This window comes from Gilliamella sp. B2717 (assembly GCF_026536675.1).
Lineage (GTDB): Bacteria > Pseudomonadota > Gammaproteobacteria > Enterobacterales > Orbaceae > Gilliamella > Gilliamella apicola_I.
The window spans coordinates 153,613-178,230 of the sequence record NZ_JAFNNQ010000019.1; the positions used below are offsets into that span (position 1 = coordinate 153,613).

The window sequence follows — 24,618 nt, forward strand, 5'->3', positions numbered from 1 at the left end:
CACTGGCAACGTCTGAGAATTAACGATCATCTTCTCGTTGTTTGCTACAAAAGTAGCTGAAAACAGTTTCTATTATAATGCAAATTATTCGCTAAATTCAATATTAAATTCAGAATCAACAGATAGTTATGTTATGCCCTTTTTCTTTTAGCCTTTTCAAGGTAGGGCCATTCCCATTATGGCCCATTACCATTAATATCCATTACCCTTTTACCCTTTGTTTTGCCATTTAAGCATTTTGCATTGACACAGAGCAAAATATATTTTATATATAAAGCATAAATTTTAATCAAAGACATAACAATGAAAAATAAAGATAAGTCAATACAATCAGACACAAGCCATAAAATGCTGTTTAATAGTGATGGATTTGAGATATTCATCAAATGTATAACTTTGTTATTTACATTTGTCGGAGCATTACTATTTTTTGTAGTAAAGCTTTTTGATATGTGGTGTGAAACCAGTACTAAAGAAGAAAAGAACAAAGATGAAATAGCATATTTCGATGATGATGGTCATGCTTACACAAAAGATGGTGAGATAAAGTGGTAATTATTTTAAATAACTGACATTTAGTATTTAATGCCAGTTATTTTGACGCTATTAATTATTTACTTTTACCTTTCGTTATTACTTTAGTTGCTATTTGACCACCTTGTTTAGCTTTATTTATTCCCTCCTTACCTGCCTCTAGCATTTTACTTGAATTTCTATCCATAAAACTATTTATTGCTACGCCCGTTTTCACTCCAGCCCACGACAAACTTCCTAGCAAAATTATAGGGAATCCAATAAAGATTATTGACGTAATAATATCAATTAAAGATTTATCACTTGTCCACCTATCAGTCATAAATTGAACAGCATTATTTTCATACATAATATTAATAAGTCTAGAGTCTAGAAAACGAGCAAGTTCCCAAACGAATGTTAAAAATATCAATGAAAATATAATAAATGTTAGCGTAATTACAGTTTTAGGCTCAAACCCTCCAATCAATATGATAATGGGTAATAAAATAATTACAGACATTAATAATACTGACTGTAGCATCGGAGCTGCTTGTCTTAATGCATCAACCTCTATGAATGTGGTCATAGACTTAAAAAATACACCAGTAGATGCAATTGCACTACCAATTTGTTGAGATACTGAAGGATCTTTATTTCCGTAATCAAGGAACATATAATCGGAGGTGGCCAACATTTTTTTGGCTGATAAAACCGAACGTAAAACAATTTCATCTCTTTCTTGTTGATTTGTTGTTATCCACTCCCAAAATGAAAATTTATTAATGTTAGGATTTATATTACCCGTTCTTGATTTTTCATTAGATTCAATCTTGATTTGTAGATTAATATTATCAATAATTTTCTTTTTTAATCCAACTTTACTATCGCTCCACCATGCTTTACACGAAGGATAACCAGTATAATCATCACCTGGTGTTAAACCGACATCTCTCTGCTCGTCATATGGCCAATCTTTTTGAGGTTTCTGAGCTCTAAAAGAATCATAATATCCTGGTGTATTTAAATAATATGATGACCCAAGCCATGTTACATCATTGATTAAATCATCTGGTAATTTAGGTAATTCAGCACTCAATTTATTAAAAGACGGGTTAAAACAAAATGAATAAAACTCATTCGCTTCTTTTTTCAAAATCGGATCTGTCACAGCTAATTCTGAAATTGTTGAACGAACCTCTCGTAAATCCGTATTACACGGTAATGTCGTAACTACAGATTGTGTAACACCAGAAGATAAAGAATGTACAAAGTACCACCAAATGGGTACATAGACTTGCTTTCCACTAAGTAGAATATTATTATGTTTAAATGATGAATTTTCTGGTGATATTTCGGCATAAGAACAATTCATTTTTTGTTGTGTAATTTTTCCTTCATCTATAACTGCTGAATATCCGCTATGTTCATAATGTAATACTCGAATATCAAGAGGGATTGAGGGATAACATGCAAAGAAAATTACAACCATACTTATATAAACGTAAGTTTCTAATCGAGTAACAATAACGTTTGCATGCTTACCTTTTAATTCACCATCTTCTCTAATTTTCATAAGAATGCTAAGCATTTTAAAAATAAATGGCAAAATAAAAATACCAGATGTTGATATAATGTTCCATATTCCGTTATTAATCAACCAAGCTAGTGACAATGTCACATAGTCAAAAAAACTCATTGCAGACATTTTAATTACCCCATAAAACGCATAAAGAGCATTGTTTCATTAAAACAAATTAAAACAACGCATATAATGCTGGTTTTGAAGAATAGCTTGTTGTAATCCTTCTGTTTTTCATTTTTAATTTTGGTTTTTATCATCTGTTTAAATTTAAATAAAAGAAAATAAATAAAACAATAAATGACTAAACGAATTACCAGAAAAAAACAATAATTGTTATTCAAAAATCCATTAATGGAAGCAACTTTATGTTCTGTTTCAAATGAAAAAATAGATACTATGCAACAAAGCAACCCAAGTAAAATAAAAAGAGAAATGACAAATTTAATAGCTTTTTTCTTATTCATATTTAGCCCATTATTTATTTGCATCAAAAGATTCATGACTGTCGATTGGAAAAATAATGCCTTGTTGCCTTTGCAATTTTCGCTCTTGTATGACTAATAAAGTATTTCCAGCAATAGATTTACGCATATCGTACTCTAATTTAATTTGATTCAGCTCCATATCCAGCTCATCGATTTGATCTATAATTTTAGATTGGGCTTGCTCATTTTTTGCGATGTTTGGCTCTTTACGTCCAGCTAAAATAATACGTCTTGCCATCATTGCCTCTTCAATAGTTCTAGACAACGCCATCTCGCTAGCTAAACGGCTCACTAGCACGACTCTTTCATTATCCTCTCGTAAAGTTTCAATTACGCTCCGAGTTACATTCACTGAACTCCCTTCCAATGATTCCAATTCTGCTTTATTAATTGGTTTTGTGCCATTTACTAGATCAACTAATTTTTTATAATAGAGTTCATAGTATTCTTGAGTTTTAGGGTTCAAACCTGTACCTGGTTTTCCTATATCATTATCATTTTTATTTTCACTATCAGTTATCATGGTTCGTTCACCGATTACATCAGTTAACCAAACTTGTGCGTCACTTGGTTTATTCCATGTTCTATATACTCCTCCCTTATCTTGCGCATTACTAACAGGTGTTGTATCTGTAACTGTTCTATTAATCAATGAGTTATATCCAGCTAATGCGACATCACTAGTTATGTTAATGGGGTGTTGTCCCTTTCCGCCTCTTTTTGATCCTCCTATCCAAGAGATACCATTTTTTCCGGCCTCATTATCAATTTGTTTATCAACTCTAATAGCATCAACTTTCTTTCCATTCAACATCTCGGCCATATTTTCGGCCTTAGCAGATTGAACCAAACTTGCAGAATCTGAATAATCAGTCATCTTTTCAGCTAGTTGCTTACAGCTAGTCTTAATATCGGAATAATCTAACTTTGCTTGTAACACCCCGTTTGTCAACAAATCATAAAGCTGAGGATTAGAGCGTTGAATAATCAAAGCGGGCAAACTGGCCACTGCGCCTTTAGCATTGTTAATAACCTCACTCATAATATTGTTAAAACCATCTGTCACACCGTTAAGTTGATTTGAAATTGTTGAGCTAATATCAAAATTACCGCACATCAAACTTGAGTTCCATTTGCCCATATTTATAATCGATTTGGGTTTATCAAATGTATATGTAGATCCCTTTACTGAACCACCTCCGATACGATAATAAAGGCTATCAGATATCCCCCCAGTTGAATTAGCGTAACTATATGCGCTAATTGTTAGTAATAATGTTGTTATAGTTATTGTTGTTTTTTTTGCCATATCATCCCCCAGAATCAATACTGTATAAAAATTTTTGCCCTCGTTTCTTACAACATGCATACGGTCTCCACAAAGCATAAACATAGGCCCCATCAATACTAGCTGTATCATCAATATTTGGAAAAATGCCACATGACATATTCAATGTTGGTGCCAGTTGTTGCCATTTATGATTTTTTGTATTTTCTTTAACAGGAGCCGGTGGCCAAAAACCATCTTTTTTGCGCTTAGTATAATTTTGAACAATATGTAATGAATTACTATTAGTCAGTACATCAGCACCACGTTGAACCACCACAGCCCCTGCTTTAAAATCATCATTTTGCGTAACCGCCCCTGCTCTTGGATAAATATTTCCCCACATATTAGAGGAATTACCAATCTCTCGTACGCCTGGAGACAATGCCTCTGGATATACTGATTCAACAAGTGCTAATCGCCATGCAATAAAATCAAGTTCACTCACGAAATAAGGATAAAATGGCGTTACCCCATTATCACAGTAGTAGCCCATACCTGACAGCATTTGAGAAAAAGCAGCACCGCCTGGATGCCCAATAGCTTGAACATCTTTAAAACGAATTTTTGTTCGATTATTTGCTTGACGATTATTTGTATCCCCTCCTCCTTGAATATTTGACCCTACTAATGAACTTGCTGATGATGTGATTGTATTAATTTCAGTCCAAGGATTTTTAAATGGTTGTTCATATGTAGACATAACAACATCAGGAATATAATGCTTCACTTTTACAGATGTTCTGATTTTGCATCCGTATGAGCAAAAAAGCCAAAAACATGTCCCTGCAATTTTATATTCAGTACAACTAGTTGAGAGAGCTGATTGAACTATTTGTTGAGTACTAATATAAGTGGCAAAACTCGGCATAGTAATTATGAGTCCAAGTAAACTAAATTTTATTTTTTTTATCATTATTTCCCCTCATTAAAATCATGAATTGCACGTGCCACATCTGTTATTCCGTAAATCACATTTTTTTCATTAATAACAATTGCAGGGTATTTTTTTATACCAAGATTAAATGCTTTTATAACCGTTTTTTGGGCTTCAATTATTTTAGATTCATACGTTTTCCACTCTGAAGAATTCAATTTTTTCTCAACATCCGAATAAGCATCATTAATATCACTAGATAACTCACCAAAAAAAGAATTCAAAAGAATTTCTGTACCATCTAAATCATAAATTTGACAATTATCATGACAATTTTTAATTTGACTTATTTGCTCATGATTAACGAAAACATCAATACTATGAATATCTGCCCCAATACATTGAAAACTTGCAAATACAATCAGTCCTAATATACGTTTCATGCATCAGCCCCCACAGTTAAAGTCATTAAATGTTTAATAAGCAAAAATGCATCAATCCAGTCAACAACATCAATACATAGACGTTTCCCTGTTTCAATATCAGCTAATTGTGGCCAATGGATTTTATTTAAATTAGGATTGCATGATACTTCAATTAAACACGCTGATTTTTTTCCTTCAAAAGCGATTAAAGCATATTGTTTATACAGTATTTCAAATTTGGTATGATCATCTACAGGTATACGGCACAAACGTAATTTAGTCGAAATTATGTCCCCAATTTTTCCTAATAATTCAAAACTGAATTCTTCAAAATCTTTACTATGAACAAGATTAATATTTGATTTTTTTAATGAAGTTGCATTAAATAAAAAAGTATTATCATTCATTATGAATCCTTAGATATTCGTGAACTAATACCTCGAGCTTCATCTAATTTTTCAGATACTTTAATAGCAGCATCTAGTTCGCTGATATTAAATTCTTTCATTAGTTTCATTCTCTCCGCTTTTTCATCCTTTTCGGTCATAGCTAGTGCTAAAAAAAGGCTTGGGGGAACGATTCGGAAAAGGCATTCTACATTTTTTGATAACACAACGCCCTCGGTGTACTGACGAGCAGATTTACAAGCAGAAGTGATCATTGAAATTTGTTCATCTGTTAATGCTTTAAAACGACGTATCTTCTCTGCTTCAGATGATTCTGTTACTAACATTTCCCACCACTCTATCATCGATAACAACTTTGATGCAGCATCAGGAAAATCTTCCATATTTTGAGTTGCTAACCACAACCATACTCCTAATTTACGCCACATTTTTGACGCTTTTGTTAAATAGGCTGCTGTAAGTGGTTTTACGGTAATAATATGTGACTCATCGGTAATATTAACGATAGCTCTTGATTGATGTTGATATTGTTCCCCCATATTATTTATGTGATTAATTAGAGAAATATATGCAATTGATAATTGAGCCTCATAACCTTCACGGGCAAAAGTCGCTAAATCGACATGAATCACATCAACATCAGGCCAAGATGTTCCCTGTTGGTTAAATATTTCACCTTCAAATCCTTGAGTGAACATACTTAATGATTCAGCCATTTCATATGCTTTTGCACGCCGAGCTTCTGGTAAATTTACATCTTTACTTAAAGAAAATAATGCATCTTGAACATCACTTGGAATAGCTTGCCGTTTTTCTGCATATGCAACTTGAGCGGCCATAACGATAGCCTGTCTAATCATTGCCCTATCTGAACGACGAAGCAACTCATCCTCTTTTTCTTCTCCACCTGTGATCATTAAACGTATAGATATTTCTATTTCACCAAGCACATCTCGTTGTGCATCTTCATCATCATTTTGTTCAAGTGCTTCACTAACAATATCATCACTCAAATTGTTTTCATCGATTTCAAACTGAATATCTTTATTTTGTAAAATTAAATGAGAATCAGCTAATGGATTAAGCACTACACCGCTTCCTGGTTTTAAACAAACTCGATAAACGCTTACTCCTTGTTGCTCCATAAAATCAACAAGAAGGCCGAAAGAATTACCCGTCTCGACAATAATCATTCGTGGACGATACATAGCAACAAGCTGAGCTATTTCGATATTTAGTGTTGCTGATTTACCTGCACCGGTTGGACCTAAAATAAGTTTGTGACCATTTTGAGCTTTATCAACCATAGGATCGTAGCTTAACGGCTCACCTCCTCGATTAAAAAAAGTTACGCCTGGATGACCTGTTCCAGTGCTCCTTCCCAAAACAGGTAATAAATTAGCCAAATGTTTGCACCAATTAAATTTAACGTATAATCGTTGTGGGTCATTTTGAGGGTTATAATTCATCGGCAACCATCGTAAAAACGAGGAAGCAGGAGCAACTTCATTAGCTTCAGCTACTGTGACAAGACCATTGTTGTTGAGTACTGAACTCAGTGCTTGTATTCTACGTTTTAATCCACTTATACTTGAATCCTTAACATAAAATGCAACAGAGCTGTAATACATTTTTTTACGTTGACGAATATACTCCATAGCTTCAGCACAATCTTCTTTAACAGACAAAGATTCAGCATTCTCACCAATCGCTTTACCACGAATAAAATTGATATGATCTTCTAGTTTATCTTGAGGATGAGTTACAATTGTTAAACACATCATTGTTGATTCTGGCAATACATCAAAAAGCGCATTTATTCCATCGGCTTTACTTGTCTCACCTGTAATATGGCCAATCTTGGGGGGAAGCTTTAATCTATCGACAACAACAACCGCATGTGGTGTATTATCAAAATGCCAGTAACCTTCTTTAATCTCTGGCTCACTATAAAAAAGGTTTTCTGCAAAATCAGTAATTATAGGTAACTCATCAATCTGTTTTTGCTCATCCATCAACTGCTTAATAAAGTTTTTTCCACCTTGTAACGGTGAGGGATTAAATATTTGAGCTAACCAACGAGAAACCTCATTTTTTCCCAATCTATTGACTACAATTCCTGCTCCTTTCAACGCAAGTGTCAAATTATTACAAACAATATCAAGTGATTCTTGTGGATTTAAATCTTCACGTTCTTTGGTACCGAGATATCGATATATAACCAGCCGAGTTTTTCTAATTTGTCCTCGCCAAAGTGTTTTAGTAACTGTATTATCAAAAAAAAGCCCATCTTTTTTAGTAATATTATCAAGATGCGCTTCCATTATGCTTAGCCATTTTTTTGTAAATTCAGTTTCTTTAGCATGTGGTTTAGGATATTGTCTTAATAAAGAGATATAATCTTGCAAATTATCCTCATCTTGACAAAAATATTGTATGATCCATGGATTAGTATCTCTTTCATCAAAAGTATCCTCGATACTATTTGTTACAATATCACTTATATCACGAAGTTTAGATATTGATTTTGCTTCAGTGCCATACGGAATAATTTCAAATACCGCACCAACAGAGCGACCATCTTCAAGTAAAATTGAATTGTGAACCTCATCAAATTCAACCCAAGGTAAATAATCAATAATTGATTTCTTCCCATTACTGGCATAAATGAAGTTTTTTTTATGCCTATGAGTCAAATTGCCTTGCCTTTTAGGTTTATCACTTACTTGAATTTCTTTTTGTAAACCTTTTTTCTTACTAAATAATTTCATTAGTAATTCTCCACTCTTTCACCATAGTAATTATCCACTCTTTCACCAGGCATAGCATATTGCACATCGCCATAGAATGAGAATGCAGTTGAATATCCTGGTACGGGTAATTTCCCATTAGTCAAATGAGGATAGACATACATAACTAAATCGGGGTTCGGTAAACGTTGAAAGAGATTATTAATTTCTTGTTCTGCTGTTCGTGTATGAGTCATCATTTCAACATTTTGGGTTAAATTATCAACTTCTCGTCTAAGTTGAAGTCGATTATCAAACAATTGAGAAGCACCTCCTCCTGTTTTTTTATTGTAAATATCACTCATTGTCTCACTGCTATGTGGAAACATTTTTTCTTTTGAAGTACTACAACCAGATAAAAATAGAGCTGTGACAAAAGTTAATAAAAGAATAGTCATTTTTTTTTGTTTCTGTTTCATTAATCAAGCACTCCAATTTTTTTAGTATTCATCTCATAATCAACAAGTCTGCCATCAAATAAATAATCAATTTGTAGCTCCTTATTAATGTGAATGGCAATTTCTTTACCTGGTGGAACATAAACTGCATCAAAAGTTTGCCCATAGCGTTTATTTAACCAATCAATCGTCTGATTAATTCCTCCACTCAGTCCTTTTCCTAAAACGTATTGACCATTATTACCAGTAACGGCATTGGTAACATTTGATCCATCTGTTACAACAGTAGTATTTTGTTGTGCCATTGCATCTGCCGCTGCTGCTGCTGTACCTAACCCTATTACAGTTGATAAATATTGGCTGGCATTAGATTTGACTTCACCTGAAACACATGGAATACCATATTCATCAGATAACCACCCAATACTTTCATCTTTATTGCCATTATTTTTTGAGTCAGGAATAGTGATAATTCGCCCATCATCAAAAACAAATGTAATTGATTTAACGTTACCTCTTACGCAAGATAGAACGTAATCACCGGATGCAGTCCCAGAAACAATTGCTCCTTCAACATGTGGTAATTCAATTCCATTTGAAATTAAATTATCTCGCCCTATCACGGCTTTAAACGGATACGGATCTGATACAACACCATCAATAGGAACTCGTCCAAGTAACGCTGTCATTGAAACAGAGCCGATTAGAGTTGAATTTACAGGTACTGTATAAAATGGTTGAAGATCTTTTTCTTCTTTTCGCTCGCCAATAGGCTGATTGATATTATCTTTATGATCTTTCAATTTTGAACGAATTGGGTCCTTCCCATTAAAACTGGACGGGAACTGAAATTCCGGCGCACTTCTACCTTTACTACTAACAATTTGGTCAGCAGGATTAACCCATTGAATTTCATCACTATTAGATATATCAACATTACTACTTGACTGACTTGCTTGTCCTCTTCCTATTGGGATTGAAACTGATTTTGAATCAACCGTTTCATTAGAACTAGATATGGTTGAGGTTGTTGTTAATTTATTAAGCTTATCTGTCAGAATTGAAACTTTTTTTTCTAGCTCTGAAGGCTCATTAGATTTGGAATCATTTGATGGAGGTTCTATCTTATACTGTGGTACTCTTGTTTTTTTCAAATTTTCATTTTCAGATTTTAAATTTTTAATTTCTTTTACTATATCAGCTTGATCCTTTTTTAACGTCTTAACTAGCGTCACTAAAGTCTGAACTGTATCTTTTTCAGTATCCCCAGTAATGCCTAGTACAGATAAATCTTCTTCATTCAAATCTGCTATTTCAACGATTTCATCAGTTACTGATGATGCTTGTTTTTTATTTTTATTCGAAATGACTACAATAAAAATCCCCACTAGGATTAAACTACCAACGATAATTGGTAACAATTTATTACCTTTGATTGTTGCCATATTATTCCCCTCTACCATTTAATTCAGGTAAAAATGCATTGATTACTTTACCTTTAGTAACAATATAAAGCATAGTGGTATCAGCAGGTTCCCCTTGAGGACCCAATATATTGTGTTGAAATGTTGCTGAATAAAAATTACCCTGCAACAGCCTTGCATCTAAATTGACATAACCTTTGCTATAATTAACTAATTTGATGGCTACAACTTCATAATTTTTTAGCCTCCACACTGATTTAGGCTCAGCAGTAATAGGAAGTTGTGGCACAAGCCTGGTTAATATTGGAGGCAAAGACATAGAAATTTGTTTAATACCAGGTACTTTTTCAATTGCTCGCAAGGGGGCATAATAATTTTGTGCTGCATATCGAGTAAGCAAAACTGGAGTAGGTAATGCTTGTTCATCATGTACAGTTGTATAATTTTCTTCTATTTTTTTTAAATTAGCTTCATCTTCAGTCGTGATTTTAATTGTTTCTAATTTCTTTTTGGATGGTCCATTTCCTGTAAGATCAATTAAAATTATTTCACCAGACTCGAGATCTTTTAGCATTAATCGAGTTTCAGTAAATGGCGCATTGCTTTTTAAATATAAAACCCCGCCTAGGCTTTGTACTCGGAGCTTAGCTTGTAACGATATGGGTAATCCGACTGATATATTTCTTTCTAAAATTACCATTCTTTCATCATTCTGATTAATAGTAATTTTGATAGGTGTTCTGTCCCATGTAATTAATTCAACAGCTATAGCATTATTAATTGACAATACAAAAATCAATAATGTCATGATCAATTGAGGAAGTTTTAAAATCATCTGATTATTCATTGTGTTCTCCTACAGACGACGTAAGTCTTAAAGGTTGGCTTGCATAACAATTAAGCTTTAAACCCCAAGGGTTTTCTTCAGGATTTGTATCACTTTTAACAACACTAAGTGGATAACGAACCATTGCTCGTTTAACGGCTTCCCCTTTGTAATATTCATCAATATATAAATCGAATGTTACAATCCACGCTTTATCCGATAAAATTTGTACTCTTGGCTCAAACTGATTCGTTTGATAATTTTTGATCTCTGAATTAATTCCACGTCCGTCAATTTCAGCTACATTTCTAACGCGCTCTCTTAGTTCACCGCCCTGTCGTCTTTCTTCATATTCATTCAATAGTACCACCTTGCATTGTGGTGTTAAGTACGGAGTGAGCTTATTTATATTACGTTTATAATCAATTTCTCCATTGCTTGGCCAGTTATTAAGTTGCTGAAAAATATAAAATGCAAATCCGTATATGTTACTAGGATCTATATCTGACCAAAGCCGAGTACTACCCGACCGAGTATCTGGTGGAATATGAATAGTCAAATCTTTAGGCGCTGAACGCCATCCCCAGGCCATAGCTAAAATAATTACAAGCAATACAATAATCACAAATCTCAGTGATTGGATGTGTTTATCTCTCCCAGTAAGTGCATGTAAATATTTCATTTTTGTTTTACCTTATTATATTTTCGTTTTTTTCGTCTAACGATAAATTGTTCATCATTAAAAATTAGATTATTTCCATTGAATCCTTTCTTTGCGAAAAACAAATCAATAGACCGTGAAAACCAAGTTTCTGGTTTACCTCGCTTTAATTTAGCGATTTTATTTCCACCAAAAAAAAGGGTTGGCAATGGCATGAAAACAATCGCTGAGGGAATTAACACCCAGCGACCAAATAAGATAAATAAGATAATTCCTAACAAACTACCAATAATTGTACCAACTCCAATCATCAATAATAATTCACGGACTGTCATACCTTTGTAAACTACTGGCATCCGATTAAGACGGTCTGGAAGCATTTTAATGTCGTTATCTTTCATCTTATTTATTTATCTATTAATTTAGCAATGTTTCAGCTGCCAATGTTGCAAACCAAATACAAGCAACAACTAATACAACACCTATAACAACTAAAGTACCAAATTTTGCCCACGAGCCTTTACCCTCGCCGATATTGTTATATTCAATTAGGATATTTTTTGCTGCGACAATAAAAGCACCGCCAACGATAATCAACCCTCCAACGGCGAAACCGTCATACATATATGCTTGCATATTGGGTAATAGCCCGCCTTTTTTACCCTGTGATGGGTCATCTATAGATGGCATTTTTGCCATTACATGTTGTCCCCATAAAGCTAACCCAAATAGAAAGATCTTACTTTTTATCTGAAATAATTCTTTTGCTTTTTTAAACATGAATTTTTTCTCCTTAAAAATTTTTATTGAAAATAAATAAAAGATCCCAGTATTAAAACAAAAACAACAGCTCGAATAATAACTGATGGCAACTCATCAATCTTTAGACCTTCATTCCCTAAACCTTTTAAGAGACAAAAAATAATGATAGCTACTATAAATAGAGCTATACCGATACATATTGCACCAAAAAAATTGAAGGATTGATCCATTGTGAATGTTGCACCATCTTCAAAAGCCTTAAGTGTTTTTTCGCTCATATCATTCATTTTGATATTCGCCTTCAATCACTGGAAAGTTAAGCGAACGAGGTTGAGATCTTGTCGGGGATATGTAGCTTTCAATACCTTGCATGACATGATCAATATCATTTTGTATTGCTTTATAGTTAAAATGATAACGTTCTGATTGCTCGGTTCCTGAAACAATTTCACTTTTAAGTAAAGATTGTTTAACTTGTTTGAGTTGTTTTAACACTAATGCGAGTTCTTCTTTTTCGTTTGCTACAGCCAAATCAGAGCTTAACAATAAAGATAAACCAACTATTGAAAGAATTATGTTAGGATGCTTTCGCATGTTTTTTCTCCAGTTTTGAACCGGATTTCTACTATAATGATTAATATGAAAAAAACATCAATTAAATCTTTTTTGATTTTTTAAAAAAAATTAGCTTAGGGGTCTGACGCTCAGTGGAACGAAAACTCACGTTAAGGGATTTTGGTCATGAGATTATCAAAAAGGATCTTCACCTAGATCCTTTTAAATTAAAAATGAAGTTTTAAATCAATCTAAAGTATATATGAGTAAACTTGGTCTGACAGTTACCAATGCTTAATCAGTGAGGCACCTATCTCAGCGATCTGTCTATTTCGTTCATCCATAGTTGCCTGACTCCCCGTCGTGTAGATAACTACGATACGGGAGGGCTTACCATCTGGCCCCAGTGCTGCAATGATACCGCGAGACCCACGCTCACCGGCTCCAGATTTATCAGCAATAAACCAGCCAGCCGGAAGGGCCGAGCGCAGAAGTGGTCCTGCAACTTTATCCGCCTCCATCCAGTCTATTAATTGTTGCCGGGAAGCTAGAGTAAGTAGTTCGCCAGTTAATAGTTTGCGCAACGTTGTTGCCATTGCTGCAGGCATCGTGGTGTCACGCTCGTCGTTTGGTATGGCTTCATTCAGCTCCGGTTCCCAACGATCAAGGCGAGTTACATGATCCCCCATGTTGTGCAAAAAAGCGGTTAGCTCCTTCGGTCCTCCGATCGTTGTCAGAAGTAAGTTGGCCGCAGTGTTATCACTCATGGTTATGGCAGCACTGCATAATTCTCTTACTGTCATGCCATCCGTAAGATGCTTTTCTGTGACTGGTGAGTACTCAACCAAGTCATTCTGAGAATAGTGTATGCGGCGACCGAGTTGCTCTTGCCCGGCGTCAACACGGGATAATACCGCACCACATAGCAGAACTTTAAAAGTGCTCATCATTGGAAAACGTTCTTCGGGGCGAAAACTCTCAAGGATCTTACCGCTGTTGAGATCCAGTTCGATGTAACCCACTCGTGCACCCAACTGATCTTCAGCATCTTTTACTTTCACCAGCGTTTCTGGGTGAGCAAAAACAGGAAGGCAAAATGCCGCAAAAAAGGGAATAAGGGCGACACGGAAATGTTGAATACTCATACTCTTCCTTTTTCAATATTATTGAAGCATTTATCAGGGTTATTGTCTCATGAGCGGATACATATTTGAATGTATTTAGAAAAATAAACAAATAGGGGTTCCGCGCACATTTCCCCGAAAAGTGCCACCTGACGTCTAAGAAACCATTATTATCATGACATTAACCTATAGTATCACGAGGCCCTTTCGTCTTCAAGAATTTTATAAACCGTGGAGCGGGCAATACTGAGCTGATGAGCAATTTCCGTTGCACCAGTGCCCTTCTGATGAAGCGTCAGCACGACGTTCCTGTCCACGGTACGCCTGCGGCCAAATTTGATTCCTTTCAGCTTTGCTTCCTGTCGGCCCTCATTCGTGCGCTCTAGGATCCTCCGGCGTTCAGCCTGTGCCACAGCCGACAGGATGGTGACCACCATTTGCCCCATATCACCGTCGGTACTGATCCCGTCATCAATGAACCGGACTGCCACGCCCTGAGCGTCAAATTCCTTTATCAGTTGGATCATATCGGCAGTGTCGCGGCCAAGACGGTCGAGCTTCTTAACCAGAATGACATCATCTTCCTCCACCTTCATCCTCAGCAAATCCAGCCCTTCCCGATCTGTTGAACTGCCGGATGCCTTATCGGTAAATATACGGTTTGCTTTCACACCTGCGTCTTTGAGTGCTCTGACCTGAAGATCAAGAGACTGCTGACTGGTTGAGACCCGAGCGTAACCAAAAAGTCGCATAAAAATGTACCTTAAATCGAATATCGGACAACTCATGTCTATTATTACAAATTTACGATTTAATAGACATATTAATGTAACAGTTTTACGATGTCCGATAATTTATAACATTTCGTACGGTTGCAAAAATGTTACTAAATGCCCGTCAGGCAGGGAGGCCGATATGCCCGTTGACTTTCTGACCACTGAGCAGACTGAAAGCTATGGCAGATTCACCGGTGAACCGGATGAGCTTCAGCTGGCACGATATTTTCACCTTGATGAAGCAGACAAGGAATTTATCGGAAAAAGCAGAGGTGATCACAACCGTCTGGGCATTGCCCTGCAAATTGGATGTGTCCGTTTTCTGGGCACCTTCCTCACCGATATGAATCATATTCCTTCCGGCGTCCGGCATTTTACCGCCAGACAGCTCGGGATTCGTGATATCACCGTTCTTGCAGAATACGGTCAGAGGGAAAATACCCGCCGTGAGCATGCAGCGCTGATACGTCAGCACTATCAGTATCGTGAATTTGCCTGGCCCTGGACATTTCGCCTTACCCGTCTTTTATATACCCGGAGCTGGATAAGCAACGAACGTCCTGGCCTGCTTTTCGATCTGGCGACAGGGTGGCTTATGCAACATCGTATTATTCTCCCCGGAGCCACTACGCTGACCCGGTTGATTTCAGAGGTAAGGGAAAAGGCGACGTTGCGCCTGTGGAACAAACTGGCACTGATACCGTCAGCCGAACAGCGTTCACAGCTGGAGATGCTGCTGGGGCCAACTGATTGCAGCCGCCTGTCTTTACTGGAATCACTGAAAAAGGGCCCTGTGACCATCAGTGGTCCGGCGTTTAATGAAGCAATTGAACGCTGGAAAACTCTGAACGATTTTGGCCTGCATGCTGAAAACCTGAGTACACTCCCGGCTGTGCGCCTGAAAAATCTCGCACGTTATGCTGGTATGACTTCGGTGTTCAATATTGCCAGGATGTCACCGCAGAAAAGGATGGCGGTTCTGGTTGCCTTTGTCCTTGCATGGGAAACGCTGGCGCTGGATGATGCATTGGACGTTCTGGACGCCATGCTGGCCGTTATCATCCGTGACGCCAGAAAGATTGGGCAGAAAAAACGGCTCCGCTCGCTGAAGGATCTGGATAAATCTGCATTGGCGCTCGCCAGCGCATGTTCGTACCTGCTGAAAGAAGAAACACCGGACGAATCGATTCGTGCTGAGGTGTTCAGCTACATCCCAAGGCAAAAGCTGGCTGAAATCATCACGCTTGTCCGTGAAATTGCCCGGCCCTCAGACGATAATTTTCATGAAGAAATGGTGGAGCAGTACGGGCGCGTTCGTCGTTTCCTGCCCCATCTGCTGAATACCGTTAAATTTTCATCCGCACCTGCCGGGGTTACCACTCTGAATGCCTGTGACTACCTCAGCCGGGAGTTCAGCTCACGGCGGCAGTTTTTTGACGACGCACCAACGGAAATTATCAGTCGGTCATGGAAACGGCTGGTGATTAACAAGGAAAAACATATCACCCGCAGGGGATACACGCTCTGCTTTCTCAGTAAACTGCAGGATAGTCTGAGGCGGAGGGATGTCTACGTTACCGGCAGTAACCGGTGGGGAGATCCTCGTGCAAGATTACTACAGGGTGCTGACTGGCAGGCAAACCGGATTAAGGTTTATCGTTCTTTGGGGCACCCGACAGACCCGCAGGAAGCAATAAAATCTCTGGGTCATCAGCTTGATAGTCGTTACAGACAGGTTGCTGCACGTCTTTGCGAAAATGAGGCTGTCGAACTCGATGTTTCTGGCCCGAAGCCCCGGTTGACAATTTCTCCCCTCGCCAGTCTTGATGAGCCGGACAGTCTGAAACGACTGAGCAAAATGATCAGTGATCTACTCCCTCCGGTGGATTTAACGGAGTTGCTGCTCGAAATTAACGCCCATACCGGATTTGCTGATGAGTTTTTCCATGCTAGTGAAGCCAGTGCCAGAGTTGATGATCTGCCCGTCAGCATCAGCGCCGTGCTGATGGCTGAAGCCTGCAATATCGGTCTGGAACCACTGATCAGATCAAATGTTCCTGCACTGACCCGACACCGGCTGAACTGGACAAAAGCGAACTATCTGCGGGCTGAAACTATCACCAGCGCTAATGCCAGACTGGTTGATTTTCAGGCAACGCTGCCACTGGCACAGATATGGGGTGGAGGAGAAGTGGCATCTGCAGATGGAATGCGCTTTGTTACGCCAGTCAGAACAATCAATGCCGGACCGAACCGCAAATACTTTGGTAATAACAGAGGGATCACCTGGTACAACTTTGTGTCCGATCAGTATTCCGGCTTTCATGGCATCGTTATACCGGGGACGCTGAGGGACTCTATCTTTGTGCTGGAAGGTCTTCTGGAACAGGAGACCGGGCTGAATCCAACCGAAATTATGACCGATACAGCAGGTGCCAGCGAACTTGTCTTTGGCCTTTTCTGGCTGCTGGGATACCAGTTTTCTCCACGCCTGGCTGATGCCGGTGCTTCGGTTTTCTGGCGAATGGACCATGATGCCGACTATGGCGTGCTGAATGATATTGCCAGAGGGCAATCAGATCCCCGAAAAATAGTCCTTCAGTGGGACGAAATGATCCGGACCGCTGGCTCCCTGAAGCTGGGCAAAGTACAGGCTTCAGTGCTGGTCCGTTCATTGCTGAAAAGTGAACGTCCTTCCGGACTGACTCAGGCAATCATTGAAGTGGGGCGCATCAACAAAACGCTGTATCTGCTTAATTATATTGATGATGAAGATTACCGCCGGCGCATTCTGACCCAGCTTAATCGGGGAGAAAGTCGCCATGCCGTTGCCAGAGCCATCTGTCACGGTCAAAAAGGTGAGATAAGAAAACGATATACCGACGGTCAGGAAGATCAACTGGGCGCACTGGGGCTGGTCACTAACGCCGTCGTGTTATGGAACACTATTTATATGCAGGCAGCCCTGGATCATCTCCGGGCGCAGGGTGAAACACTGAATGATGAAGATATCGCACGCCTCTCCCCGCTTTGCCACGGACATATCAATATGCTCGGCCATTATTCCTTCACGCTGGCAGAACTGGTGACCAAAGGACATCTGAGACCATTAAAAGAGGCGTCAGAGGCAGAAAACGTTGCTTAACGTGAGTTTTCGTTCCACTGAGCGTCAGACCCCGCTTACAAATATTTCTTAAATGAACCAAATGTAATGCTAATACTTAGACCAAATAAAAAAGCCATCGGTATAAATATCGTATTGGGATGGATTGAGAAAGGAACTGATAAATAGATAAGCCATGATAAAATTAACATGGGCTTTATCCACGCTTTAGAATGATAATATAGAAAACTTGATTCACGACCCGCTCCAAACCTTCGAATGTCTCGCCGAACAAGCCCATCGACGCAACCAACAATAGATGCAAGTATGAAAATAGGTATTGAAAGAATCAAAATAACTAAGCGAACCAAAAAAACCAATATAACATTAATAATGGCTTTCACGTAAACGCCTACTGAATTAATATATTTATATATAATAGAACTCTCATCGTTCACTGTTCCATCTATTATTTCAATTAATCCAGTTTTGATAGCAATAAATTGATATGCATTAGTAATAATATTTTCTGCAAAAACTAAAGGCTCAGACAAAATAAAACTATCAACAAAGTCTTTAGTCAAGTAACCAAACTCAGTATTAAGCATTTCTTTACTATGACTATCACCTAGTTCTGGCCAAAAAAATGTTATACCAATACATTCAATTACAATGCTTATAAGAAGTGAAAAAAAAAGGGTAGAAATTATAGAGACAATAAATCCTTTTTTTCTTGTTGTATTCGAATTAGTGTCCGATTTTTCAATATTAGCCATGATTCTTATTTATCCGAATTTAAAGTATGTAAAAAAGCTTTTTCATCATCATCAATGTCCAATGCTAAATGAACTGGTAATTCATTTTCCTGAGAACAATTAATTTCTGAATCATTATCTATTTCAGACTTTTCCCATGCTGAATGTGAACTTAACCACCAGTTTTCACCCGTTGAATAACTTTTGGCCATTTCTTTAGAAAGTGTATTGATGGAATCGGGCATCATAATATCTTGCTCTTTAGACGGAAGCGGCATGCGAACTTTATATAAAACCCCTCCGTTAGTCAGGACAAATGCTTGACCTCTAGGCAACTGTATTAGTTCTGACGGCTCTAGTAATGGCATTGACTCAGTGCTAATTCTGTCTTGAGTGCTCGAAGTAAAATCTGTTTTTGTATCAGGACTCGGTGTATCGCTTGCACCTGATACTACCGTATTTTTATAAATATCAACTTTAGGAAGCTGTGACGTAATAAGTTCTGCTGTTTTAGTTTCACGAACTCGTAGCATAATTATATTATTGAAATTACCTTGCACTTGCCCTGCTTTTGCGGCACTCCCCACTTTAACCTCAATATCTGAAATCGTTTGAGTGTATGCAGTAACATTTATTCCTGCCCCTCGGGCTTTGTTCACAAGTGGAATAAACTCATCTCCCATAATTTCATTTACTTCATCAGTATGTAAACACACATTGATTTTAGATCTATTCTCGCCCGGTAACCCATCATCAACACCATATTTATAAATATATCCAGCTATTGATACCAGATCTGCTAGCATTGAGTTTCCAACCGCAGATCCAACCACCGCATCTGACAGCGCATCAAGTCCAATATAGACAATTCCTTTTTTCCGAATAACTTGCTCCCAATCAAAAATTGGTCGTTCATCATTGATATCCAAGTAGTCGGGGGCTAATAATTGTGCAGTTTTTCCTGTTGTCAACTTCTCTAAAAATGGCATTAATGAAGCAACAATTTTATCAAAGTATGTTTTATCGTATTGAATTGCTGAACGCAAACCTTCAAGAACATCATCACGAATTTTTTTAGCAGCTATATAGTCATAAAGTGCTACGACAAATTTATCTCTTCCTCGCATTGCTAGTGAAACATTCTTGTCATTAATTTTTGTTGCCATTTCGCTAATAGTAATCCATGCTTTCGGATCATGTTTTTCAAAATAGTGCTGAGCATATTCTAAAAATAAAACATCCATATTGTTTGTATAACGATTGATTTGTATATAATCTGGTCGACGACCCAACTCAATTAAAGCTTTGGTAACAATATTAACAAATCGCCAAGCAAACTCTTTAAATGCTGCACTGTTCCCCTCTCCTGCCAGTGGAGCCGAAACCCGTTGTGCAACTTCAGTAATTCGACTAAAACGACCAATAGCATTATACCTAGCCGATATTTCTGGATAACCCAAATGAAATACATAAAACTCGTCTAATCTGCCGTTTCGTTTTGCTTCAGCATACATTCTTATTAATACGTCAGCATCTCCTTTAGGATCAATAACAATAACAGGATCACCTCTAGCTATATCTTGTGTAACAAGTACTTCTAACAGTCTTGTTTTTCCGACACCTGTTGTTCCCAGTACTAATGTATGACCTCCTCTATCCACAAATGGCATCATAATATCAATCTCATCAATTTCAACACCATGTAAGAATGGGTTTCCGCCAACTGGTGGTAATGGTTTCAATGGATTAAACCAACGATTTGAACTAGTACACTTTGCTATAAGGCTTTTTTCATGCTTTTGTTCCAATTGTCTAGCAGCCCTATATATAGGTGATGGTTGAACAAAACGTTTATATTCTTCTCGCCGACATAAGATAATTCTTTGTAAGTGTTTTTGCTCCCATTTAAACCCTCTTCCCAGAAAAAGAAATTTTTGGCTAACAGGGATTTGTTCACTTGTCAGAGAATAAAACGGTAAACGTTTTATATTACGTTTATAACGAATAATTTTTATACCTTGCCTAGCTCGATAAATGCCAAACAGAAGAAATGCCCCTGCAACACCAATATTAACAGAGGATGATAATGCTACTGCCCATGGTGCAAAAAGACAGATCCATGCACAAATGATAGATGTAACTGCACTATACATTTCAGAGGCAGGTCTGAATATCGTTTCAATACCGTGTTCATTACTCATGATTTAATATTTATATTATGTTAACATCTAGGAAAAACTTATTGTTCAACGCTTGTTGCTGTAACTAAAGCAGGATATAGTGTTAATTGAAACTTCTCTGCTAACTCATCACCAGGCATGGCATATATAGGGATTTTAGTAATAGATTTTAACATTTTAAGCTGATTGACATCATTTATGTTGACGGCGACCCCCACTAACCCATCAATCGCTTCTAGATCATTATTTCTTGCTTTTAACCACTCAATTGAAAGATCATCAGCACCTAAAATGATAAAAGGATTTAATGTGGGATAATCAACTTGATAAGACTCAAACCTACCTACAGAAAGTTTTTCGCTGTGGACAGGTAAATATGTTCCTTCATCAATTTTCATGTTTTCTGGAGCTAAAAACTGCTGTTGCTGTTTGCTATATTCATCTTGAGGATCTAACATATCATAATATATTCCCATTGAATTCCCGCCATAGTCCCTAATAACATTCAAATCAGCCATTGCAGAATGTGTAGTAGTTATAGAAATGATAAAAATTAAACTCAATGCTCTTTTGAATATAAACATTACAAATCACCCAATTCAATTTGTCTCCACTTACCATCTTGATTTTGTATCAAAATAGGCAAGGTATTTTTTCCTAAGTGTTCCCATTGACCATTATTGTGATTTAATGTAATTTCACCACTCTTTACTCTATCAAGAGGAAGATGATTTAGGTTGGCCCACTTTTGGACCGCTAGATCATCATGTTTGGTATTCAACAAATAAATATCAATTTCCTTGTTAGTTTTCAATGCTTTACCTAATAATATTTCTCCCCTGACATTATCATTAACATCGATAAATAAAACTATTCGTTCCCCCTCATAATTTAGAGGTGCGACAAAATTAGGATTATCATCCAGTTCGATGGGTAATGTGTTTGGATAAAGTTGCTTAAACATACGATTATAAATTCGTTGAAATTCAAGTTCTTTAGCAGTACGTTCAAATTCTTTTTTTACGAGAAGTTTTGCGTAATGTTCTCGTTCTTCTTCTGTTTCAGATTCAACGCCAAGAGTTGTTAGAGGATCAAGATTAGGAGACCAATATCGTCGCCCTTTTTCATTAATAAGGTTTTCATATTTTTGCCATTCTGTAACTGTTAATCCCCAAAAAGATGCTTTTTCTTTAATTTTCTCATCTTGCGTATTCCTAGATTCCTTATCAAATTTTTCAACTGATTCAGATTCAGTGGAATCGGTATTCTTAGAAACTAGGTGAGAATTAGCTAATAAATTCCAAGAAATAAAACTTAATAGCAATAACAAGCATATTTGTTTTTTTAGTATCATATTTACACCTTAATCTATCGTTAGAGTATAAGCTTGTTGCTTACTATTTATTAATTTCACCGAATTCTTATCAATTTTTGCAACTTTCCAAGAATCTAGCTGATCACCTTCATTTACAAATTTTAACGATGATAAAGATGTAGCATCTTTAGGTAGAAATACAGCCACTAACTCACCTGATCTAAATTCAATGCTAGACAATTGATATTTGAAATTTATTAAACTTGCTGCTTTATTCTCTGTATTTTTTCGTGTTGTATCTGTTGATTTATTATTATTTGATAGCATCATTGTGATTTTTTGGATGATTTGTTGTTTAAACTGTTCGAAAGATGTAGCAATACCATCTAATGATTCTTGTTGCATTTTTTGAACATTTTTAACTGCGTCTAATTCAATTTCAATATTTGTTATAGCTGTTTCAAGATTATCTAATTTGCTATCGAGATTTTGATCATTTAGAATTAGTTGTAATGACATTATATCCTGTTGACTACGTGCAGAGCGTGTATTCAAATTATCATAATCTACATTGATTTTTTTTTGCTCTAATTGAATTTCACTTAATTTTTTTTCTAATGCATTGATATTATTTACACTTACATTATTTGTGTTTACTTTTTCCAATAATTCGTTGTAGCTATTGGATATTAATTGATAATTATCATAGTTATTGAGAGATAAAAACAACGTTATCGCTATTAATGTAAAAAAAATTGCAAATACACCACATATCATAATTACCATTTTTTTAGTTATAGTAACTGGTCCGTTTATATTTAATTTATTTACTAACGTATCCTTCATTTTTTACTTCCTCTAATATCAATAGTATTTTTAGAATCTTTTGTTTCTATTATTTTCGGTGGGACTTTATAGGTATCAAGTTGAGGTTCTTGTTTAACTGAGGATATAGGTTGTTGTTTTCGAAAATATCCCTTTTTTAGTTGAAAGCAGATCTCTCGTTCTACATCGTCAACAACTAAATTCCAAGCAGGCCCAGCCATAACATATAGAGCATCATTTAATGAAATTGGTCCAATTTTATATTGAACCTTGGGTAAAGTACTTTCATAAAGAATATTGATATCTGAGTTAGTGCAAAGAGAATAGCCCGATTGGTTTAACACATATTCCATTCCATCTTTAACCGTTAAGTTTAAATTTTTAGGTAGTGAAATATTTATAATTTGCTCTAATACATATTTATGAGTTGGATCGTCTAGTTCAACAATGGTATATCGATCTGTCTGCAAAACTTGGGTAGACTTAGATTCTATTTTAGTTTTAGAGGCAATAGTTTTAGAGTTATTTGTACATCCCATTAATACAAATATTGGAAGTAATGCTAGCATAGAGATAGCGATTTTCATTGTATTTACCCTTAGATATATAATGTGTAGAAAGTAGAAAGGTAAAATGCAATCATGGATGAGTAAACAAATAAATCAATTCTGAGTATAACAAAAAACCCATTTATCAAAATGGGCTTCTTGTTTTTTTGTATATATATAATTAATATAATTAGAATTGAAGATAACTCAATAAAAGTGACGAAATGCACTTTCCCCTCAAAAATCATGCAATTTCATACACATTTTCGATTCGCTATTAAGTAAGCTGAGTTGAACCGAATAAATAAGTCTGTTTCTAAACAGTCTTATTTGGCACGCGTTAACGCACTAAGGGCTACTGATTTTTTACCATTCAGTTTTGGTGTTGTTATTAGTCATTATAGAACAAACAAGGTAAATACCACTGTTTTTCCTGCTACAATGGTATTTACCCTGAACTGAGTTCTTTATTGTATACATTTAAAAAATTGAAAAGTGAATCAAATAAACTCTGATAAACATAAAGCCCTATCGGTTTTTATGCATATGTTGTAACTTACACAGAGTTGTTACAATCATCCGTATATTTTATGGGTTTCTCTCTAGATTTTTCACTGCCTTTTGCATATCACGAAATAATTCAGGATCACCTTTAGTATCCCATATCATTACTGTCTCACCATTTTCAACTTGACTAAAAATCTCAGTAATTTGCAGTTCTATTTGATATTGTAAGATCGCACAAGCACGACAAAAATCAAAATCTTCATAATTATCAAAGTCATTCGGATGAATCCGATGAATATTTGATTTTTTTTGTTTCATAGATCATTTTACTCTCTAATTGGTTTAAGACGTTATATTAAACTTAGCAAAAGTCAATGTAAATAATAAATAAAACTAATGAGAAAAATAAAAAATCAAACTCATAAATCTAATATCAAATCTGATTGAATTA

General features: G+C 36.4%; 26 protein-coding genes. 2 read left to right on the forward strand and 24 right to left on the reverse strand.

Annotation, left to right across the window (positions count from 1 at the left end; all coding sequences use genetic code 11):
* Positions 1-303 precede the first annotated feature (303 nt).
* Positions 304-555: a hypothetical protein gene (locus J3U35_RS04465; RefSeq protein ID WP_267347839.1), complete on the forward strand. Its 252-nt coding sequence runs from the start codon at positions 304-306 to the stop codon at positions 553-555.
* 55 nt (positions 556-610) lie between these two features.
* Here J3U35_RS04465 and J3U35_RS04470 read toward each other — a convergent pair whose 3' ends face one another.
* The 17 genes from J3U35_RS04470 to J3U35_RS04550 form a co-directional block, all read right to left on the reverse strand.
* Positions 611-2,221, reverse strand: coding sequence for a conjugal transfer protein TraG N-terminal domain-containing protein (locus tag J3U35_RS04470; protein WP_267347841.1), 1,611 nt, complete (start codon positions 2,219-2,221; stop codon positions 611-613).
* 5 nt (positions 2,222-2,226) lie between these two features.
* Positions 2,227-2,562, reverse strand: coding sequence for a hypothetical protein (locus J3U35_RS04475; protein WP_267359823.1), 336 nt, complete (start codon positions 2,560-2,562; stop codon positions 2,227-2,229).
* Positions 2,563-2,572: 10 nt separating this feature from the next.
* Positions 2,573-3,892 (reverse strand): integrating conjugative element protein, encoded by a 1,320-nt coding sequence (locus J3U35_RS04480; protein WP_267347843.1) that lies wholly within the window; start codon positions 3,890-3,892, stop codon positions 2,573-2,575.
* A gap of 1 nt (position 3,893) precedes the next feature.
* Positions 3,894-4,826 (reverse strand): TIGR03756 family integrating conjugative element protein, encoded by a 933-nt coding sequence (locus tag J3U35_RS04485; RefSeq protein ID WP_267347845.1) that lies wholly within the window; start codon positions 4,824-4,826, stop codon positions 3,894-3,896.
* On the reverse strand, positions 4,826-5,230 hold the full coding sequence (locus tag J3U35_RS04490) for a TIGR03757 family integrating conjugative element protein (RefSeq protein WP_267347847.1): 405 nt from the start codon (positions 5,228-5,230) through the stop codon (positions 4,826-4,828). Before J3U35_RS04490 ends, J3U35_RS04485 begins: the two co-directional genes overlap by 1 nt.
* A complete protein-coding gene (locus J3U35_RS04495) occupies positions 5,227-5,619 on the reverse strand; it encodes a hypothetical protein (protein WP_267347848.1) in 393 nt (130 codons plus the stop codon). The genes J3U35_RS04490 and J3U35_RS04495 overlap by 4 nt, the downstream gene beginning before the upstream one ends.
* Entirely contained in the window at positions 5,619-8,390 is a 2,772-nt protein-coding gene (locus tag J3U35_RS04500) for a conjugative transfer ATPase (protein WP_267347850.1), read from the reverse strand. Before J3U35_RS04500 ends, J3U35_RS04495 begins: the two co-directional genes overlap by 1 nt.
* A complete protein-coding gene (locus J3U35_RS04505) occupies positions 8,390-8,827 on the reverse strand; it encodes a TIGR03751 family conjugal transfer lipoprotein (RefSeq protein WP_267347851.1) in 438 nt (145 codons plus the stop codon). The genes J3U35_RS04500 and J3U35_RS04505 overlap by 1 nt, the downstream gene beginning before the upstream one ends.
* Entirely contained in the window at positions 8,827-10,251 is a 1,425-nt protein-coding gene (locus J3U35_RS04510; protein ID WP_267347853.1) for a TIGR03752 family integrating conjugative element protein, read from the reverse strand. Before J3U35_RS04510 ends, J3U35_RS04505 begins: the two co-directional genes overlap by 1 nt.
* A 1-nt stretch (position 10,252) precedes the next feature.
* Positions 10,253-11,077 carry a TIGR03749 family integrating conjugative element protein gene (locus tag J3U35_RS04515; RefSeq protein ID WP_267347855.1) on the reverse strand — a complete coding sequence of 275 codons (825 nt, stop codon included), beginning with the start codon at positions 11,075-11,077 and terminating at the stop codon, positions 10,253-10,255.
* Complete coding sequence (locus J3U35_RS04520; protein WP_267347857.1) at positions 11,070-11,738, reverse strand: PFL_4703 family integrating conjugative element protein; 669 nt, start codon at positions 11,736-11,738, stop codon at positions 11,070-11,072. Before J3U35_RS04520 ends, J3U35_RS04515 begins: the two co-directional genes overlap by 8 nt.
* Complete coding sequence (locus tag J3U35_RS04525; RefSeq protein ID WP_267359827.1) at positions 11,735-12,097, reverse strand: TIGR03750 family conjugal transfer protein; 363 nt, start codon at positions 12,095-12,097, stop codon at positions 11,735-11,737. The genes J3U35_RS04520 and J3U35_RS04525 overlap by 4 nt, the downstream gene beginning before the upstream one ends.
* Before the next feature lie 37 nt (positions 12,098-12,134).
* Positions 12,135-12,497 (reverse strand): TIGR03745 family integrating conjugative element membrane protein, encoded by a 363-nt coding sequence (locus J3U35_RS04530; RefSeq protein ID WP_267347861.1) that lies wholly within the window; start codon positions 12,495-12,497, stop codon positions 12,135-12,137.
* A gap of 23 nt (positions 12,498-12,520) precedes the next feature.
* The gene (locus tag J3U35_RS04535; protein WP_267347862.1) at positions 12,521-12,766 is read right to left on the reverse strand and encodes a hypothetical protein; all 246 of its coding nucleotides are present in this window, start codon (positions 12,764-12,766) and stop codon (positions 12,521-12,523) included.
* Entirely contained in the window at positions 12,759-13,073 is a 315-nt protein-coding gene (locus tag J3U35_RS04540; protein WP_267347863.1) for an RAQPRD family integrative conjugative element protein, read from the reverse strand. Before J3U35_RS04540 ends, J3U35_RS04535 begins: the two co-directional genes overlap by 8 nt.
* Before the next feature lie 245 nt (positions 13,074-13,318).
* Positions 13,319-14,179 carry a broad-spectrum class A beta-lactamase TEM-1 gene (locus J3U35_RS04545; protein WP_000027057.1) on the reverse strand — a complete coding sequence of 287 codons (861 nt, stop codon included), beginning with the start codon at positions 14,177-14,179 and terminating at the stop codon, positions 13,319-13,321.
* Positions 14,180-14,352: 173 nt separating this feature from the next.
* Positions 14,353-14,910, reverse strand: a complete 558-nt coding sequence (locus J3U35_RS04550; protein WP_152953140.1) for a recombinase family protein — start codon at positions 14,908-14,910, stop codon at positions 14,353-14,355.
* Positions 14,911-15,073: 163 nt separating this feature from the next.
* On the opposite strand from J3U35_RS04550, the gene J3U35_RS04555 reads away from it, so the two are divergent.
* Positions 15,074-18,079, forward strand: a complete 3,006-nt coding sequence (locus J3U35_RS04555) for a Tn3-like element Tn3 family transposase (RefSeq protein WP_001143759.1) — start codon at positions 15,074-15,076, stop codon at positions 18,077-18,079.
* 35 nt (positions 18,080-18,114) lie between these two features.
* On the opposite strand, the gene J3U35_RS04560 is transcribed toward J3U35_RS04555, so the two are convergent.
* The 7 genes from J3U35_RS04560 to J3U35_RS04590 form a co-directional block, all read right to left on the reverse strand.
* Positions 18,115-18,813 carry a TIGR03747 family integrating conjugative element membrane protein gene (locus J3U35_RS04560; RefSeq protein WP_267347869.1) on the reverse strand — a complete coding sequence of 233 codons (699 nt, stop codon included), beginning with the start codon at positions 18,811-18,813 and terminating at the stop codon, positions 18,115-18,117.
* A 5-nt stretch (positions 18,814-18,818) separates the two neighbouring features.
* Positions 18,819-20,993 carry a type IV conjugative transfer system coupling protein TraD gene (gene traD, locus J3U35_RS04565; protein ID WP_267347871.1) on the reverse strand — a complete coding sequence of 725 codons (2,175 nt, stop codon included), beginning with the start codon at positions 20,991-20,993 and terminating at the stop codon, positions 18,819-18,821.
* A gap of 38 nt (positions 20,994-21,031) precedes the next feature.
* The gene (locus J3U35_RS04570) at positions 21,032-21,556 is read right to left on the reverse strand and encodes a PFL_4695 family integrating conjugative element protein (protein WP_267359829.1); all 525 of its coding nucleotides are present in this window, start codon (positions 21,554-21,556) and stop codon (positions 21,032-21,034) included.
* Positions 21,556-22,326: a TIGR03759 family integrating conjugative element protein gene (locus J3U35_RS04575; RefSeq protein ID WP_267347872.1), complete on the reverse strand. Its 771-nt coding sequence runs from the start codon at positions 22,324-22,326 to the stop codon at positions 21,556-21,558. Before J3U35_RS04575 ends, J3U35_RS04570 begins: the two co-directional genes overlap by 1 nt.
* Before the next feature lie 9 nt (positions 22,327-22,335).
* Positions 22,336-23,133: a hypothetical protein gene (locus J3U35_RS04580; protein WP_267347873.1), complete on the reverse strand. Its 798-nt coding sequence runs from the start codon at positions 23,131-23,133 to the stop codon at positions 22,336-22,338.
* Positions 23,130-23,699, reverse strand: a complete 570-nt coding sequence (locus tag J3U35_RS04585; protein ID WP_267347874.1) for a hypothetical protein — start codon at positions 23,697-23,699, stop codon at positions 23,130-23,132. The genes J3U35_RS04580 and J3U35_RS04585 overlap by 4 nt, the downstream gene beginning before the upstream one ends.
* A 549-nt stretch (positions 23,700-24,248) precedes the next feature.
* Positions 24,249-24,485, reverse strand: a complete 237-nt coding sequence (locus tag J3U35_RS04590; protein ID WP_267347876.1) for a hypothetical protein — start codon at positions 24,483-24,485, stop codon at positions 24,249-24,251.
* Positions 24,486-24,618: the final 133 nt, after the last annotated feature.